Here is a 17,909-nt window from a genome sequence, read left to right on the forward strand (position 1 = left end):
TCGAAGACTATCTACTCGACTGCTGGGGTCCATGCCAAGCTGACCTGAAAGCTGGCTTCCGCCTATTAATTAGTGAAGCAAGTCGGTAAAGCGATAACTGTACTGATAGACTTAGTTATCTCAACTCTACCGCAAGGAACCCTTTACTTTTCAGCTGTTCCAAGACTGCTGGGGTCCATGAACCAGGCTTGTAGAGGAAGCTGATAGATATACCACTACCCCGGATGAGAGCGGACACCTGGTTTACTGAACCTATTTTTCTCCGAACTAACTCCAACTACGCTCCCCATTTGCGGAGTCGGCAGAAAGAATCCACGCCTAGAATCTTTCATTAAATGTGCCATGCCGATTTGAATTGTTTCGACAGCAACATAGCTGCGAGCAACAATTCGAACCGGCACTATAAATTGCATCTCATTCTTTATGCAGATGCTCAGGCAGAGACTAGCCTTCCGTCCTGCAGCGTCAGCAGCCGGTCAGCTCGGGCAAGGACCGAGGGACGGTGAGAGACAATCAGACAGGTGCGGTCGCCCTTCCGCTCAATCAACCTGGTCAAGACCCGGCCTTCGAGGAGAGCATCCATATTGCTGGTTGGTTCATCCAAAAGCATGAATGGCGCCGAGCTCAAAAAGGCGCGAGCCAGAGCCACCCGCTGCCGCTGCCCCTCGGACAGGTCCGAGCCATTATCGGCAAGCAGATGATCCAGACCGTCGGGCAGCTGGTCAATCAGATCGTCCAGGCAGGCATCATGGGCCGCCTGCTCGATATCCGCCCTGCTGGCTTCGGGCCGAGCCAAGGCGATGTTGTCAGCCAAGGTGAGACTGAATATGTAGGTGTCCTGGCTCACCAGAGTCTGCTGAGCACGCAGATCGGCGGTGCGGATGGTCTCGATAGGCAGGCCAGAGACGGTCAGGTCCCCGCCGCTACGCTCCTGGAACCGCATCAGCAGATCAATCAAAGTGGACTTGCCAACCCCGTTGGCCCCCTGGATGCCAATCAGTTCGCCAGGCTTGATGGAAAGATCCAGACCCTCCAAAACCGAAGTCCGGTCGCTATGTTCACCCGAGTCAGTCTTGCCTGGATCGTCCTTACCCGTGTCAGTCTTGCCGGCGTAGGAAAAGGAAACTGCCCTGGCATTCTCTCCAGTGAACTCCGCCAAAGGATTCCCGTGATTGGATTCCACCTCACGTACAGGCGGCTCCTTGTCCAAAAGAGAGAAGACCCGCCGAGCAGCAGCCAGGGTAGGCTGCAGGCCGGCGCCTAGCCGGGCCACAGGTATCAGGGGGGCGAAGGAGGAGAGGAAACCGACCAGTCCAATCATCCCCCGGGCAGGATCCATCAACCCCTCAGAGCCAAGCCAGCAGGCCATCAGCGTGAAGGCTCCGGCGCAGATCAGAGTGACCACATTGGTGACCATGTCGTTGGTGATGGTCCGCCCAGAGGTGCGTCCCCTGGCATCCAGCATCTGGTCCGTAGCGACTCCCACCCGGCGACGGGTATTCCCCAGAGCGCCCAACCCTGCCAGCTCTGTGCGGCCCTGAAGGGTCTCCAGAAGCAGGGAGTGGAGGTTGGCTTGGGCCGTCCGCTCCCTCATAGCTCCCTTGAAGGTAGGCCTTGCGCTCAGGATGGGGATGAGCAGACCGACGATCAGATAGGAGACCAGGGCAGCCAGACCCATCCAGGGCGAGAGCCAAGTGAGCAGAGCCAGGTTGGCCAAGGAGGTCACCAGGGCGATGGCGATGGGCGAAAGCGTATGGGCGTAGAAAATCTCCAGCAGCTCGATGTCGTTGGTAATCACCGTCACCATGTCTCCGCGCGCCTGGTTTCGCAGGCCGGCCGGGGCCAGGGACCGCATCTTGTCGAAGACCGTCGTGCGGATGTCACGAAGCATGCTAAAGGCCATCTCATGGTTGTAGTACTGCTCCCCATAGGCCATAACCCCTCGGCTGAGAGCAGTCAGAACAGCCACCAGAGCCCAGACGACCCACTGGCCACTCAGCGGCGGCCAGTCGGTAACCAGACCGATCAGGGCCGCAGCGGCTGCCATCATGCTCCAGACCGCGAAGAGATGGCCCAAGCTACCGTAGAGGATGGCCTTGCCCTCCGTACCAGCCAGGGGCTTCATCAGCCGGGCCATGCGACGCATCATCGTCAGGTTGCTCGTCGTCTGTTGCATGTCGTCACTCCCCGTCCTCATACTGGGCCTGCTCCTTCCACTGGGCGGCAAATCCGCCCCCGGCATCCATCAGTTCACGGAAGCCACCACTCTCCACCAGACGACCCTCCTGCAGGAAGAGAATGGAATCGGTATTGCGGACCCCGGCCAGGCGGTGGGTGATGGTTAGAACCAGGGACTCCTTGCCCAGCGCATCCATCAGGGCTGCCAGTGTAGCGTCATGCTCGCGGTCCACGGCGCTGGTGGCCTCGTCGAAGATATAGACGGGAGAACGCCGCAGGAGCCCGCGGGCAATGGATAGGCGCTGGCGCTGCCCACCGGAGAGATTGCCTCCTTCAGGATCGATGTGAGCGTCCAGCCCGCCCTTGCTTTGGACAAGACCGGTCAGACCGACCTGATCCAGCGCGTCCAACAGCTCCCAATCCGAGTAGCCCAGTCCGGCCGGATCGAGATTCGACCTGATGATCCCGGTAAAGAGATGGTCGGTTCCCCGAACCACGGTCTGCAGGCCGACCAGGTCCTGGCGTGACAGGTCGCAGATCTGGCACCCGCCAATGGACAGTTCGCCGACATACCCCTGAAGGCGCCCGGACAGCAGGCCCGCCAAGGTGCTCTTGCCGGAACCCGAAGCGCCGACCAGACCCACATGCCCCTTGGCCGGCAGGTCGAACTTCAGATTGGTCAAGGCCTGGAATCCATCAGGATAGGTATAGGTCAGATTGCGAGCGCTGATGCCCGGCAAATCGTCGCCAGACATATCCGTCTGATCTGCCTGCTGCGAGCTCGATCGCGCCGAACCAGTATTCTGCCTCATCGCATTGGCAGAACCCGGTGCAAGTATTTGAACAGCACCCAAAACAGGTTTCGACGCAGATATCCGTGCAGGCATTTGGACAGCATCTGAAACAGGTTCTAAAGCAGATTCCGACGCAGGCTGCAAAGCAGGCTTCGAGGCGGATTCCGATTCAGACTCCCGAATTGCTTCCTCAGATGCTTCGAGACCCGCTTCCGGAGCCGCTTCCTCAGATGCTTCCGGAATCGTTGCCGGAACCTCTTCCGGCGCCACTTTCTTGCGTGACTCAGGAGTCGTCCCCGGAGCCGCCGACTTCTCGTCGCTCCCCTGCCGCGCTTGGAGAATATCGTCGATGGCCTTGCCCTGCTTGATGGCGACCATGCCGGAATGCATCATGTAGACCAGCTGGCGCTCAGGTGCAAAGAGCCGGACCCCAGCCAGGGCGACAACCAAACAGGACAGCACTCGAGAGGGCCCGTCCTGCCCAATCAGGACCGTGGCTGCCACCGCCAGAATGAGGCTGGTGTAGATGACCACGTCGGCCTTGATCAGCGAGCGCAGCTGCCCGCCAAGGACCCCCATGGTTATCCGGCGGAATCCCTCGGACTCCTCGGCCAGGTCGTCGGCCTGCCGCTGGTCTGCCCCGAAGATCTTCAAGGTGTTGAGTCCCCTCAGGGCATGCTCGAAGTGGACGCCGACCTTGTCATACTTGCGCAACTGGCCCAGCTGCACCTTGATGTTCTCGCCCATGGTGGGCTTGGATGCCAGGGGCAGAGACACCATGCCGATCACGACGATTGCCACAGCCAGGGGACTGACGGGCAGAAGGACGATCAGAGTCACGACCAGCATCAAGGCGGTCTGGACCAAGGCCGGAATGTAGGCCGTGAAGTAGGAGACGACCGACTTGACCCCCTCGGTCGAAAGCCTGGCCAGGGTCTGCGCCGGAACGCCCAGATCATCCTCCTGCCTGTTGGGGTCGAACACGGATAGGTACAGGGCCTGGGAGAGCGCCTTGCCCATCCCATCAGCCAGCCGGGCGCTGACGGACTTGGCGATCGCCTGAGTCAGGAACCGAACCAGGATCAGCCCGCCTATCAAGACCGCCAGAGGCCCGGGCCGATTAGGCACCCAGGCAAGGGCATGAGGAACAGCCAGGCCAAGGGAACGGCCCACGGCCGCGACGGCCACCGGCAGGAGGAGCACCTCCGCCAGCGCGCCGATCGTCTGCAGGAGGGCCAGCAGGAGGCTGGCGCCCATCCTGGCTCCCGGTAGATGAAGTAGTCGCTTGCTGATCATGCCTGTCCTCCGTGCCGCCTTTCTGATACGCCCCTCTCAGTGGACACTAACAAAATCTCTGCGCGCCAGGCAATACCCTGATTGTGAAGCACTGGCAAGAGACATAAAAAAATATCATTTACTTTCCCTCCCGGCCCTCCTAAACTTGACGGCACAACATGAAATCGGCGGATATGGCCTAGAGCCGAGCGACCGCCACCCAGATGGGAGCGATCCTTTATGAAAGCACTGAAGACAAAAGACCTGGTCAACGTCGGCATTTTCACGGCCCTCTACTTCGTCAGCATGGCGGTGGGCAACTTCATCACCGTCTTCCTGGCTGGCCTGGTCATGCCCGGTCTGTCCTCCCTCTTCATCCCCGCTGTGGTGGGGCTGGTCTCCGGCCCGGTCTACATGCTGATGATCCGCCGGGTGCCCAGGTTCGGGGCCATCACCATCGTCGGCGTCATCATGGGCCTCTTCCTGCTGGTCTTCGGTCACTTCGCCCTCTCCTTCATCCCCTACGCCTTCTGCGGCCTGCTGGCTGATCTGGTTCAGTCCTCGCTAAGGGAGAGCCGTCCCAACCTGGCCCGCTACCTGAGCTACGTCATCCTCACCTTCGGCTGCACCGGTCCCGTGCTTCCCCTTTGGTTCATGAAGGACGCCTACGTGGCCAGCCTGGTTCGTCGCGGCAAGAGCCAGGAGTACATCGACGGAGTCTTCGCGCCCATCACCGGAGCCACCTTCCTGGTCTGCATTCTGGCCACCCTGGTCGGCGCTCTGCTTGGAGCATGGATAGGCGCCCGGATCGTTGACCGGCATTTCAACCGGATTCCCGCCAAGCAATGACGCCCATTTCCATCTACACCAGATTCCTGCTGGTTATCTTCGCCAACGCCCTGATCTTTGTCACTCTGCCCACCCCCCTGGTTCTGGCCATCAACATCTACTTCTGCAGCTTCCAGGTCATCGTGGGCAGGATCAGGAAGGGCCAGGCCTGGCTTCTGGTCTGCCTGGTCTTCGCCCTGGGCGCCTCACTGGCCATGGTCTTCCCCGAGAATCTGCCGGGGCATTATCTGCTCTTCCTCTTCGTCGGCGTGGGCAGGATCCTCCCCCTGGTACTGGTGGCGGCCTTCATGATGGGCACCACCAAGGTTTCGGAGCTGGTCTACCTGCTGCGCAAGATCCACGCCCCCCAGTGGCTGGTCATCCCCGTCAGCGTCCTCTTCCGCTTCTTCCCGACCGTCAGACACGATTATGCCCAGATCAGACGGGCCATGAAGTTCAGGGGGATCGCGGTCACCACCGGCGACATGGTCCGGCACCCGATGCGAACCATGGAGTACATCTACGTCCCCCTGCTCAACAACGCCACCAATGTGGCCTCCGACCTGACCTCGGCTGCCCTGACCAGGGGGATTGGCGACCCCGGACCCAAGACCTCCATCCAACGGATTGCCTTCACCAGACTGGATGCGCTCATGTGTGCCCTGGGTCTGGTCCTTATGGGATGTGGAGCCTATGTTGCAATGTTCCAGGCTTAGCTTCACCTACGAGGGCGCCAGCCAGCCTTCCCTCCAGGAGGTCTCCTGCCGGATGGGCCAGGGACGGCTGACCGTGATCACCGGGCCGAGCGGTTGCGGCAAGACCACCCTGTCCAGGGTCATCAACGGCCTGATTCCCGAACTCTACGAGGGCAAGCTGGAGGGAGAGTGCCTGATCGAGGGCGAACCCACCACGGCCCGACCCATCTACCGTCTTTCGGAGCAGGTGGGGTCGGTCTTCCAGAATCCCAAGACCCAGTTCTTCACCACCGACGTCCGCAGCGAGCTGGCCTTCCCCCTGGAGAACACCGGGGTCCAGCCGGAAGCCATCCGTGAGCGCATAGACCAGGTGGCTGACCTCTTCAGCATCGCCCCGCTTATGGACCGGGACATCTTCTCCCTGTCCGGGGGCGAGAAGCAGATGATCGCCATCGCCTCCTCCTGCATGATGGACCCGGAGATTTTGGTCCTGGACGAGCCCTCCGGCAATCTGGACGTGGAAGCGGTGGCCAGCCTGGCGCAGATTCTGGGCCGCTTGAAGGACCGGGGCCTGACCATGGTCCTGATCGAGCACCGCCTCTACTACCTGGACGGCCTGGCCGACGACTTCCTGGTCATGGAGGACGGCAGGCTGGCGGAGCACCTGACTCCGGCCGCCATGAGGGGGCTGGATGGCCCAAGCCGCCAGGCCATGGGGCTGCGGGCCCTGAATCTGGACGCGACCGAGAATGCGAGCGCCCCAGCCAGGGTCACTACCGAGAAGACCCCCGACCTCTTGCGGGTCAGGAACCTAACCTATGCCTACCACCACGACCAGGATCCTGCCCTGGATGTGGACGACCTGACCCTGTCCAGCGACGACATCACCGGCATCATCGGCCGCAACGGTGCCGGCAAGAGCACCTTCGCCTCCGTCCTGACCGGACTGCTCAAGCCTGGCGACAGGTCGGAGATCAGCCTGAATGGGACGAAGCAGACCGTCAGGGAGCGCGTCGAGGACTCCTATATGGTCTTCCAGGATGTCAACTACCAGCTCTTCAGCGAGACCGTGGAGGGCGAAATGCTTCTTGGGGCCAGGCGGACCGACCTCTTCGAGGAAGTGGCACGAAAGCTGGACCTGGAGCGGCTCCTGGGCCGGCACCCCAACACCCTCTCCGGCGGGGAGAAGCAGCGGGTGGCCATCGCGGCCGCCATACTGTCTGGCAAGCGCCTGGTGGTTCTGGACGAACCCACCAGCGGCCTGGATCTGCTCCACATGAACCAGGTGACCGGGATGATCCGCTACATGCGCTCCCTGGGGGTCATGGTGATCGTCATCTCACACGACCAGGAGTTCCTGGCCCAGACCTGCCAGCGGTTCATCACCTTCCGCCAGGGCAGACCGGTCAGGGACAGCCGCAAACTGGGCAACCTCCTGCAAGCCCTCTGAACCTCCGAACCCTTGCAAGGTCGGCGAACATGACGCCTCCCGGCAGGCGGTTCTCCTGTGCTCCGGACCCCACAAACGTATACAGTAGTGGGGAAAAGAGCATCAGGAGGGCGTCCCTTGCGTCGGACGACCCCGCCGCACAGCCAGGGTTACGAGAGGGCATGATGGGCTATATCGACGTCATCGGAGAGACGAAACGGTATGTGACCGGCGAGACGACCATCGTGGCCAACAATGAGGTCACCTTCTCCATCGAGAAGGGCGAGCTGGTGGTCATCCTCGGCGCCTCGGGCGCGGGCAAGTCGACCGTGCTGAACATTCTGGGCGGTATGGACACCTGCAACGAGGGCCAGGTGATCGTGGACGGGAAGGATATCGCCGGCTACGACGCCCGGCAGCTGACCACCTACCGCCGCTACGACGTGGGATTCGTCTTCCAGTTCTACAACCTGGTGGCCAATCTGACCGCCAGGGAGAACGTAGAACTGGCCTCGGAGATCGTGGACGACGCCGCTGACCCGGTCCAGACCCTGGTCGACGTGGGCCTGGGCGACCGGATTGACAACTTCCCCGCCCAGCTTTCCGGTGGTGAGCAACAGCGGGTGGCCATCGCCCGGGCCGTGGCCAAGAACCCCAAGATCCTGCTCTGTGACGAACCCACCGGAGCCTTGGACTACCGGACCGGCAAGCAGGTGCTTCGCATCCTCCAAGACCAGTGCCGCAAGAATGGCGCTACCGTGGTCATCGTCACCCACAACGCGGCCATCGCCCCCATCGCCGACAGGGTCATCCGCATGCACGACGCCCGGGTCCAGGCCGTGCAGACCAATGACAGCCCCGAAGACATCGAAAACGTGGAGTGGTGAGGATGCAGCCCGTCAGGAAGGTGCTCTGGCACGACATCCGGGTCTCCCTGCGCAAGTCCCTGGGACGGTTCATCTCCATCGTCTGTCTGGTGGCGCTGGGCTCCTTCGCCCTGGTCGGACTGAGCGTAACCGGGCCGGACATGCGGCAGGCCGGCAACGCCTACCTGTCCAGCCACCATCTGGCCGATCTGATGGTCATCAGCAGCTACGGGCTGGATCAGGAGGACCGGGATGCCATCGACACCGCCCCGGGCAACTCGGGCATCGAATACGGGTATCTGAAGGATGTGGCGCTCAAGGGGACCGACAAGAGCCTGCGCATCTACTCCGCCCCCGACCGGATCTCCACCTACGAGCTGGTCGACGGATCCATGCCGGCCAGGCCTGACCAGGTGGCGGTCGACACGGCCCTGGCCGGGAGCCACCCCATTGGCAGCAGCATCCAGGTGGATGAGAAGGCCGACCAGCTGGGCAGGAAGGTCTTGAGGCACCACAAGCTGCGCGTGGTGGGCACGGTCAGGTCGACTGAGATCCTGAGCAAGGTCAACATGGGCCCTTCCACAGCCGGATCCGGTTCCCTGGACTCCTACGCTGTGACCACACCTAAAGCCTTCGAGTCGGACGAGTACATGATCGCCCGCCTGACTTTCAAGGACCTGGACCGGATCCGGGACCACTATTCCGACCAGTACATCCAGGCCTTGCAGACCCACAAGGACGACCTGAACAGGATTCTGTCAGGACGCCCCACCGCCAGACTGAACGCCATCAAGGCTCCTCTGCAGAAGCAGCTGGACCAGGGGCAGGATCAGGTGGACCAGTCCAGAAAGGAACTCGAAGGGAACAGGCAGCAGCTGGACCAGGCCAGGAAGGATCTGGACCAGGGTGCCCAGAGCATCCAGTCCGCCAAGAACCAACTGGCCGCCAGGACGGTGCAGGCCCAGGCGGCAATTGACCAGGGACAGCAGGAGGTGGATCTGAGGTCGGCCGAACTGGCCAGAAAGCAGAAACAGTACCAGTCCTCCGCCAGCCAGGTGGACCAGGGCAGGCAGCAGGCCGACCAGGGACAGCAGGCCATCGACCAGGGACAGGCCAAACTTGATGGTTCCCGCCAGCAGCTGGAGGGCGGCAAGGCCCAAGCCGACCAGGCTGTAGCCCAGGCCCAGGAAGCCCAGAAGCAATGCAGACAGGGCATAGCACAAGTCAGCGGCCTCATTCAGGCCATCGACGCCCAGCTGGCCGCCCCCGGGCTGACCCCCCAGCAGCAGGACGAGCTCAACCGCAGAAAGGCCGGACTCCAGGTCCAGCTGGCCGAGCTCAACCAGCAGTCACCGCAAATCGACGCACTGGTAGCCAAGGCCAAGGCGGGCCGCGATGCCTTCATGACCAACCAGTACACCCCCGGCATGTCCCAGATTGCGGCCAACCAGTACACCCTGGACGCAAAGCGCCAGGAACTGAGCCAAGCAAGAACCAAGGCGGAGGAGGGCGAGCGCCAGCTGGCCCAGGGTAAGGCCCAACTTGATCAGGGGTCCGCACAGCTGGCCCAGGGCAGGGCCAAGCTAGCCCAGGCCCGGCAGCAGCTGGCCAGCAGCCGTGCCTCAGCCCAGGGGCAGATCGACCAGGCCCAGGCCATCCTGGACCAGAAAACCGCGGAGTACCAGACCAAACTGGGCAAGTTCAACAGGGAGAGCCCGGACGCCCAGAAGAGGATCGACGACTCCCAGGAAAAGCTGAACAAGGCGGCCGACCAGCTGAGCCGACTGGAAAAGCCGGTCTACGCCCTGGACTCACGCCGTGAAGCGCCCGGCTCGGAGGGCTACAAGGTCTACGCCTCCGTATCGTTCATCGTGGACTCGCTGGCCAAGGTCTTCCCCTACTTCATGTACCTGGTGGCCGCCCTGGTCACCTTCACCACCATGACGCGATTTGTGGACGAGGAACGGATCAACGCCGGAACGCTCAAGGCCCTGGGCTACAGGGACCGGGATGTCATGGCCAAGTTCCTGGTCTATGGCGGAGCGGCTTCCGCCCTGGGCGCGCTTCTGGGTATCATCACCGGCCACACCCTGCTGCCCTGGATCGTCTACCAGGCCTATGCCCACGCCTTCGACATGCCGCCCATCCACTACGGCTTCCACCTGCCCATCACCCTCTTGGCCTGCCTGCTGGCCTTCCTGAGCGCCGTGGTTCCGGCCTTCCTGAGCGCCTGGCGGGAGCTGCGCGAGAAGCCGTCGGCGCTGCTCCTGCCAAAGCCGCCCAGCGCCGGTTCGAAGATCTTCCTGGAGCGCATCCCCCTGATATGGAACAGGCTCAACTTCACCCACAAGGTCACCGCCCGGAACATCTTCCGTTACAAGCAGCGGATGCTGATGACCATCTTCGGGGTTTGCGGGTCAGTGGCCCTGCTGATGGCGGGATTCGGCGTGCAGGGATCCATCTCGGCCATCAACGAGCACCAGTTCGGCCAAGTCATTCGCTACGACCTGATTGCCGCCGAGAACAGCCAGGCCACATCCGACCAGCGCCAATCCATCAAAAAACGACTGGAAAAGCCCGATGTGAGCCGCTCCCTGAACGTGCGTTACGAGGAGATGAGCAAGACGGCCGGCCACAACGCCGACAAGCAGTCCATCACCATGATCGCGCCGGCCAGCGCCGAGCACCTGGACGACTTCATCCGCATGGACACCCGGTCCGGGCACAAGCCCCTGAGCCTCAAGGGCGACGGCGTGATCCTCTCCGAGCGGATCGCCCAGCTGACAGGGACCAAGGCCGGCGACAGGATCACCCTGCAGGATTCAGGCGGCAGGGACAGGACCATGCGGGTGGAAGGCATCTGTGAGATGTACCTGGGGCACTTCGTCTTCATGAGCCCATCGGCCTACAGGACCGTCTTCCACCAGGACTTCTCGCCCAACGCCCATCTGGTCACCTTCAAGGACTCGAGCGCGGAGAACACCAGAAGGCAGGCCGCCTCCTTCATGCGGATCGACGGAATCCAGGGGGTGGTGCAGAACACGACCCTGATGAGCCAGATCGACACCGTGGTCAGGTCCCTGAACATGATCATGCAGGTGCTGATCATCGTGGCCACCCTGCTGGCCCTGGTCATCCTCTACAACCTGACCAACCTGAACGTGGAGGAACGGATCCGCGAGCTGAGCACCATCAAGGTGCTGGGCTTCTACGACCGCGAGGTGACCATGTACATCTACCGGGAGACCATCCTCCTTTCGGCCATCGGCGTCCTGGCCGGGTACGGGTTCGGGGCCTGGCTGCACCACTACATCATCACCACCGTCCCTCCGGACAACGTCCTCTTTGACCCCTCCATCAGCTGGGTGGCCTTCGTCGTGCCCCTGGTCATGATCACGGTCATCACGGCCGGCCTGGGCTGGATGGTCAACAACAAGCTCAAGCATGTGGATATGCTGGAGGCCCTCAAGTCGGTGGACTAGGCCATATCGGCATTTACCCATTCTGATGGCGTAAGCTGGCACTCCAAGAGTCCATAAGTCCATGTCATTAAAGCCATTGAGAATCCAGAAAGCGGAGGACGACGGTGCTGCAGATCGAACACATCTCCAAACAATACAAAACAGGGGACTTCGTCCAGCAGGCCTTGAATGATGTCAGCGTCAACCTGCGCGACAACGAGTTCGTGGCCATCCTGGGCCCCTCCGGCTCCGGCAAGACCACCCTGCTCAACATCATCGGCGGGCTGGACCGCTACGACAAGGGCGACCTGATCATCAACGGCACCTCCACCAGAAAGTACAAGGACCGTGACTGGGACTCCTACCGCAACCACACCGTGGGCTTCGTCTTCCAGAGCTACAACCTGATCCCCCACCAGAGCATCCTGTCCAACGTTGAGCTGGCCCTGACCATCTCAGGCGTGCATCGGCAGGAGCGGCGTGAGCGGGCCAGGAAGGCCCTTGAGCAGGTAGGGCTGGGCCAGCATGTGAACAAGCGGCCCAACCAGCTCTCGGGCGGGCAGATGCAACGGGTGGCCATCGCCAGGGCCCTGGTCAACAACCCCCGCATCCTCCTGGCAGACGAACCCACCGGAGCCTTGGACTCCGAGACCTCCATCCAGATCATGGACCTGCTCAAGGAGGTGGCCCAGGACCGGCTGGTGGTCATGGTCACCCACAACCCCGAGCTGGCCCACCAGTACGCCACCAGGATTGTGGAGCTGCACGACGGCTCCGTGATCAGCGACTCCGACCCCCTGCCCGACGACCAGGTGCCCATCCGCCGGGCCCGCCACCGCACCTTCGGCAAGGCCTCCATGGGGTTGCTGACTTCACTGTCGCTGAGCTTCAACAATCTTCGGACCAAGAAGGCCCGAACAGCCCTGACATCCTTCGCCGGATCCATCGGCATCATCGGCATCGCCCTGATCCTGTCCGTATCCACTGGGGTCAACCGCTACATCGACAGGGTGCAGCGGGAGACCATGACCTCCTACCCCATCACCATTCAGGAGCAGTCCTTTGACCTGAACAAGATAGTGGACTCCGCCCAGGAATCCCAGAAGGAGGCCAAGGCCCACAAGGATCTCAAGGCCATCCAGCCGGACGACTCCAGCATCAAGGGGGCCTCCAGCCTGACCAGCAGCATCACCCAGAACAACCTGACAGACTTCAAAAAATACTTGGACAATCCCAAGAGCGAAATCCATCAGTACGTGGGGTCCGTAGGCATCCAATACTCCTACGCCACCAAGTTCTCGGTCTTCGGACACGATCCGGACGGCAAGCTGGTCTCTGCGGACAAGGTGACCATGAGCGGGCAGAACGATGCCGGCTCCACCGCCAGCCAGATGGCCACGGCCAACACCGACAGCGACATGGGTGACATCCAGTCCATGCAGATGTCCTATCTGACCGGCAAGACCGAGAAGAACAAGGCTCCGGAGATCTTCGGCGAAATCATGCCGGGCGCCGATGCCAAGACCACCATCAGCAAGGTGGTGACCGACAACTACCAGGTGGTGAACGGCACCTGGCCCAAGGCCAAGGACCAGGTGGTCCTGGTGCTGGACAAGAACAACCAGATGCCCGTCACCAGCCTCTACAAGCTGGGCATCCTCCCCTCCAGCCAGTACACAGACATGATGAACAAACTCAACAGCGGCCAGGAGGTCAAGGTCGACACCAAGCCCATCGAATACGCCAAGGCCATGGACCAGAAGCTCTCCCTGGTGCCTGCTGCGAACCAGTATGCCAAGGGGACCGACGGCCACTACCACTACATCGGCGACAGCACCGACCAGATGTCCAAGGCCGCCGACCAGGGTCTGCAGCTGCATATCGTCGGCATTGTTCGTCCCAACCAGGGGGCCAAGGCCACGCCACTCAAGGTCGGCGTCGGGTATACCCGCCAGCTGACTGATTATCTGATCGACCAGGCCAAGACCAGCCCCATTGTCACCGACCAGGAGGCCGACCAGGGCCACAGCGTCCTCAACGGGATGGCCTTCGCCCCTGCCGACGATGCCGCCAAGGCCAACGACGCCAAGGCCTACATCGCATCCCTGGGCGTCAGCCAGAAGGCCAGCATGGCCCAGGAGATCATGAAGGGCTCGGCAGCCATTGCCGGCCAGGAGACCCAAGCCCAGGGCCGGGCCGGGGCCGCTGCAAGAGCCCAAGGTTCTGCGGGCATCCCCACGGGTGCCTCAGCCGAACAGCAGACGGCCCAGGCCTTCGACCAGTACATCGCCACCGCTCCCCAGGACGCCCTGGTCGCCATCTACAACCAGTACGTCTCCACCGGCACCTACGCGGACAACCTGAGCGACTTCGGCCTGATCTCCCGGGATGCCCCCTCCCGCATCAGCATCTACACGGACAGCTTCGAGAACAAAAATTCCGTAGGCGACTCCATCAAGCACTACAACGACAAGGCCGCAAAGAAGAACCGGATCGTCTATACCGACTACGTCGGCCTGATGATGAATTCGGTCACCACCATCATCAACGTCATCACCTACGTGCTGATAGCCTTCGTCGGGGTCTCGCTGGTGGTCTCCTCCATCATGATCGGCATCATCACCTACATATCGGTTCTGGAGCGGACCAAGGAGATCGGCATCCTGCGCGCCATGGGCGCCTCCAAGCGCAATGTCTCCAACGTCTTCAACGCCGAGACCGGCCTCATCGGTCTTCTGGCGGGCCTGCTGGGGGTGGGCATCACCCTGCTGCTGATCATTCCGGCCAACAGCATCATGCACCACTTCATGGGCACCACCGAGGTGAACGCGGCCCTGCCCGCCTCGGGTGGCGTGGCTCTGGTCATTCTGAGCGTGGTCCTGACCCTGATCGGCGGCCTGATCCCCTCACGCAAGGCGGCCAAGCAGGATCCTGCCACCGCCCTGCGCACCGAGTGATGCCGGCGACACTGGCAAAGTAGTGAATTCCCGCACAGTAGGGCCCTAAGGCCGGCCTTCCCCCGCTCGGGAATGCCATAATGAACCCCGTGAACGAGCAACCCAATCAAATGACAGATCAACAGAACAGACAGCCCCTCTTCCCCGGACGGGCCTTCATCAGCACCGTCCTGGACGTGGTCGAGAGCAAGAAGACCATGAGCGGCGCCCTGACCGGCAAGTACATGCAGCGGGCCACCATGGCCGGCCTCTTTGTGGGTATCTTCTTCACGGCCTTCTTCGTCATCATGGGTCAGGCCGGACAAAACCCCGCCGACCACGGCCTGATTCTGGCAGGTCGGGTCCTGGCGGCAACCACCTTCGGCTGGGCCCTGGTCCTGATCTACTACACCAACTCCGAGCTGCTGACCTCCAACATGATGGTGGTCACCATAGGCGCCTATCACAAGCGCCTGGGCTGGCTGGCCTCCCTGCGTATCCTGGTCCTCTGCCTTCTGGGCAACCTGGTCGGAGCCCTGATCGTGGCCGTCATCCTGCGATTCTCATCCATCGTCAGCGGTCCCACCCTGGACCAGATGCTGGCGGCCGCGACGACCAAGATCGGCTACGTCTCCGGCGGTCCCATGGGGTTCGCCGACCTCTTCGTGCGCGGCATCCTGTGCAACTTCTGCATCAACATCGCCATGCTCATGGTCTACAACGGCAAGCTTTCCAACGACTTCACCAAGTGCATCATCATGGTCGTGGCCGTCTTCGTCTTCGCCTTCTGCGGGTTCGAGCACTCGATAGCGGATTCGGCTCTCTTCCTCATCCTGGGCGTCTTCGGGCGGGTCAACGCCTGGAAGGCAATACTGGTGGTCCTGGTGGCCATGCTGGGCAACTATATAGGCGGCGGCATCCTGATCGGTCTGAACTTCGCCACCATGAACGACGAGCGCCACTTCAAGGCCTGACAGCCCTTCCCGCCTGCCGCCGTCCCTCGCTCATCGGAGACCACAGATGTGCTTACGAGCCTGAGCGAAGACACCTATCATGAAGAAACTCGACAGCCTATGTACAGGCAGAAGCGGAGGTTCATGATGAGCGAGAGCGAGACGACAGCCAACAAGTCCCTGGTGCAGGAGTTCTACGACCAGGTCTTCAGCCGGAGAGATACCAGCAACCTCGACAGGTTCATGCGGGACGACTACATCCAGCACAACCCCACCTGCGCCGACGGGAAGGCGGGCTTCCTGGAATTCATCAAGGGCTTCCTGGCCCTGGGCCCGCAAATCGGCATCATCAGACTGAACGGGGAGGACGACATGGTCTACGTCTTCTTCAAGTGCACGCTGAAGAACGGCCATGTCAACAAGGTTTGCGACATCTACCGGCTGCAGGACGGCCAGCTGGCTGAGCACTGGGACATCATCGAGCACAATGTGGAAGACGTTCAGTCCCGCAACGGCAACGGTCTCTTCTGACCCTTACCCCGTCCCTCGACCGACCAGGCTGGTTCTCTTGCCTACGAACCATATGGTTCGTAGGCAAGAGAACCAGAAGGTTTCAGCGAGCGCGAATGGCCTCTCTGACCGGCAGAACGCTCGCCGGCGAGACCGAAAGCTCGTCCAGGCCGTAATCCAGGAAGGTCGCCGTAAGATCCCTGTCGGCACCCAGCTCGCCGCAGATCCCGCACCAGATGCCAGCCTGGTGAGCGGCATCCACGGCCATGCGGATCATGCGCAGGACGGCAGGCGAATGCGGGTCGGCAAACTGTCCCAGGTTGGGGTTCTGCCGGTCACAGGCCAGGGTGTACTGGGTGAGGTCATTGGTCCCGATGGAGAAGAAATCCACCTTCCGGGCCAACTCCGGTGCCATGATGACCGAGGCCGGGGTCTCGACCATGATGCCCACCTGGATGTCCTCCTTGAAGTCTTCGTCCCTACCGCGCAGCTCTTCCTTGACCTGGTCGATTATGGCTCTGGCCTGGTCGACCTCTTTGGTGGATGTGATCATGGGCAGCATGATGGAGACGTTCCCGAAGGCTGATGCCCGCAAGATGGCCCTGAGTTGCACCTTGAAGATCTCCGGCCGGGTCAGGCAGATACGGATGGCCCGATACCCCAAAGCAGGATTGGCCTCATGCTCCAGACCGAAGTAGCCGACCTGCTTGTCAGCCCCGATATCCAAAGTCCGGATGATGACGGGCTTGTCGCCCATTCTCTGGGCGACCTCCTTGTAGGCCTGGAACTGTGATTCCTCCGTGGGGAAGTCCTCACTCTCCAAGTAGAGGAACTCGCTGCGGAAGAGTCCGATCCCCTCGGCATCGTTGGCTTCAACCGCATCCAGATCCGAAGGCCTGCCGATATTGGCATAGAGATGGACCTCCTGGCCTTCCTTGGTTCTGGTGGGCTTGCCCTTGAGCTCCTGAAGCTGCTGCATGTGCTGCTGGAACTCCCGTTGACGGACTTTATAGGCTTCAAGGGTCTTTTGATCCGGGTCGACCAACACCAGACCCTGACTACCATCCACAATGGCCGTCAGGCCCTGGTCCTCTGGTCTGGGATCCTGGCCGAGACCGATGACCGCAGGCAACCCCATGGTCCTGGCCAGTATGGCCGTATGGGAATTAGCCGATCCCTGGCTGGTGGCGAAGCCCAGCACTTGCGAAGGATCCATCTGAGCCGTCTGGCTGGGGGCCAGGTCGGAGGCCATGACGATGGTTGGTCGGCCATCCCCGCTTCCCTGCGCACCCGAGCCCAGGTTGTCGATCAGACGCCGGGAAATGTCCTGCACGTCGGCGGCCCGTGCCTGCATATAGGAGGAGTCCATACCGGCGAACATGGTGGCAAACCTCTGAGCAGTGGCATCCACCGCATATTCGGCATTGACCTTGTCCGATTGGATCAGCCCCTCGACCCCTTCCACATAGTCCGGATCTTTGAGCATGAGCCGGTGGGTGTCGAATAACTCGGCCTTGTCCTCGCCGAGTTTGGCAGCGGTATCCTCCCGGATCCTGGCCAGCTGATCCATGGAGACCTGCTGGGCCTGGTGGAATCGTTCAATCTCGGCGTGGGGATCATCGACGGTGCGCCGCACCACCTGCCTGGCCTCCTCCAGGACCTTGACGGGCCCTATGGCGATGCCTGCCGAGACGCCGGTGCCTCTCAGCTCCCTCATAGGTTCTCCTTGAAGAAGCTTTGGAGCTCCTCGACGGCCTTGTCCTGGTCCGGGCCATCCACGCTCACAGTGAGCGTATCGCCCTGCTTGGCCCCCAGGCCCATGACCGCGAAGATGCGTTTGGCATCCGCCTTGTTGCCCTTGTCATCGAGAGTGATGGCGGACTGGTACTTCTGCGCCTGTTCGACCAACCTGCCTGCGGGTCTTGCATGCATGCCCTCAGGATCGGAAATGGTTACGGTGAATTCACTTGCCATATCTACCTCC

General features: G+C 61.6%; 12 protein-coding genes. 8 read left to right on the plus strand and 4 right to left on the minus strand.

Translation table 11 applies throughout. The features are described 5' to 3' along the window. Positions 1 to 433: 433 nt before the first annotated feature. Together ACUIAF_RS06150 and ACUIAF_RS06155 are read right to left on the minus strand one after the other, a co-directional pair. On the minus strand, positions 434 to 2,197 hold the full coding sequence (locus tag ACUIAF_RS06150) for an amino acid ABC transporter ATP-binding/permease protein (protein ID WP_445338197.1): 1,764 nt from the start codon (positions 2,195 to 2,197) through the stop codon (positions 434 to 436). Further along, complete coding sequence (locus ACUIAF_RS06155; protein ID WP_445338198.1) at positions 2,181 to 4,268, minus strand: ATP-binding cassette domain-containing protein; 2,088 nt, start codon at positions 4,266 to 4,268, stop codon at positions 2,181 to 2,183. The genes ACUIAF_RS06150 and ACUIAF_RS06155 overlap by 17 nt, the downstream gene beginning before the upstream one ends. A 219-nt stretch (positions 4,269 to 4,487) precedes the next feature. On the opposite strand from ACUIAF_RS06155, the gene ACUIAF_RS06160 reads away from it, so the two are divergent. The 8 genes from ACUIAF_RS06160 to ACUIAF_RS06195 all read left to right on the plus strand — a co-directional run bounded on the left by ACUIAF_RS06160 (position 4,488) and on the right by ACUIAF_RS06195 (position 15,946). Next, entirely contained in the window at positions 4,488 to 5,096 is a 609-nt protein-coding gene (locus ACUIAF_RS06160) for an MptD family putative ECF transporter S component (protein WP_015021078.1), read from the plus strand. Beyond that, complete coding sequence (locus ACUIAF_RS06165; protein WP_198230208.1) at positions 5,093 to 5,791, plus strand: energy-coupling factor transporter transmembrane component T; 699 nt, start codon at positions 5,093 to 5,095, stop codon at positions 5,789 to 5,791. Before ACUIAF_RS06160 ends, ACUIAF_RS06165 begins: the two co-directional genes overlap by 4 nt. Next, positions 5,769 to 7,220 carry an ABC transporter ATP-binding protein gene (locus ACUIAF_RS06170; protein ID WP_445338200.1) on the plus strand — a complete coding sequence of 484 codons (1,452 nt, stop codon included), beginning with the start codon at positions 5,769 to 5,771 and terminating at the stop codon, positions 7,218 to 7,220. The genes ACUIAF_RS06165 and ACUIAF_RS06170 overlap by 23 nt, the downstream gene beginning before the upstream one ends. Positions 7,221 to 7,384: 164 nt before the next feature. Further along, complete coding sequence (locus ACUIAF_RS06175; protein ID WP_198216729.1) at positions 7,385 to 8,086, plus strand: ABC transporter ATP-binding protein; 702 nt, start codon at positions 7,385 to 7,387, stop codon at positions 8,084 to 8,086. Positions 8,087 to 8,088: 2 nt separating this feature from the next. Next, positions 8,089 to 11,547, plus strand: coding sequence for an FtsX-like permease family protein (locus tag ACUIAF_RS06180; protein WP_445338202.1), 3,459 nt, complete (start codon positions 8,089 to 8,091; stop codon positions 11,545 to 11,547). Between the two features lie 104 nt (positions 11,548 to 11,651). After that, a complete protein-coding gene (locus ACUIAF_RS06185) occupies positions 11,652 to 14,483 on the plus strand; it encodes an ABC transporter ATP-binding protein/permease (RefSeq protein ID WP_445338203.1) in 2,832 nt (943 codons plus the stop codon). Between the two features lie 110 nt (positions 14,484 to 14,593). Further along, positions 14,594 to 15,436, plus strand: a complete 843-nt coding sequence (locus ACUIAF_RS06190) for a formate/nitrite transporter family protein (RefSeq protein WP_046323574.1) — start codon at positions 14,594 to 14,596, stop codon at positions 15,434 to 15,436. Between the two features lie 126 nt (positions 15,437 to 15,562). Further along, positions 15,563 to 15,946 carry a nuclear transport factor 2 family protein gene (locus ACUIAF_RS06195; RefSeq protein ID WP_445338204.1) on the plus strand — a complete coding sequence of 128 codons (384 nt, stop codon included), beginning with the start codon at positions 15,563 to 15,565 and terminating at the stop codon, positions 15,944 to 15,946. Positions 15,947 to 16,028: 82 nt separating this feature from the next. Here ACUIAF_RS06195 and ptsP read toward each other — a convergent pair whose 3' ends face one another. Both ptsP and ACUIAF_RS06205 read right to left on the minus strand, forming a co-directional pair. After that, complete coding sequence (gene ptsP / locus ACUIAF_RS06200; protein WP_445338205.1) at positions 16,029 to 17,642, minus strand: phosphoenolpyruvate--protein phosphotransferase; 1,614 nt, start codon at positions 17,640 to 17,642, stop codon at positions 16,029 to 16,031. Further along, positions 17,639 to 17,899 carry an HPr family phosphocarrier protein gene (locus ACUIAF_RS06205; protein ID WP_015021069.1) on the minus strand — a complete coding sequence of 87 codons (261 nt, stop codon included), beginning with the start codon at positions 17,897 to 17,899 and terminating at the stop codon, positions 17,639 to 17,641. The genes ptsP and ACUIAF_RS06205 overlap by 4 nt, the downstream gene beginning before the upstream one ends. Positions 17,900 to 17,909 lie beyond the last annotated feature (10 nt).

This window comes from Bifidobacterium sp. ESL0822 (assembly GCF_052606675.1).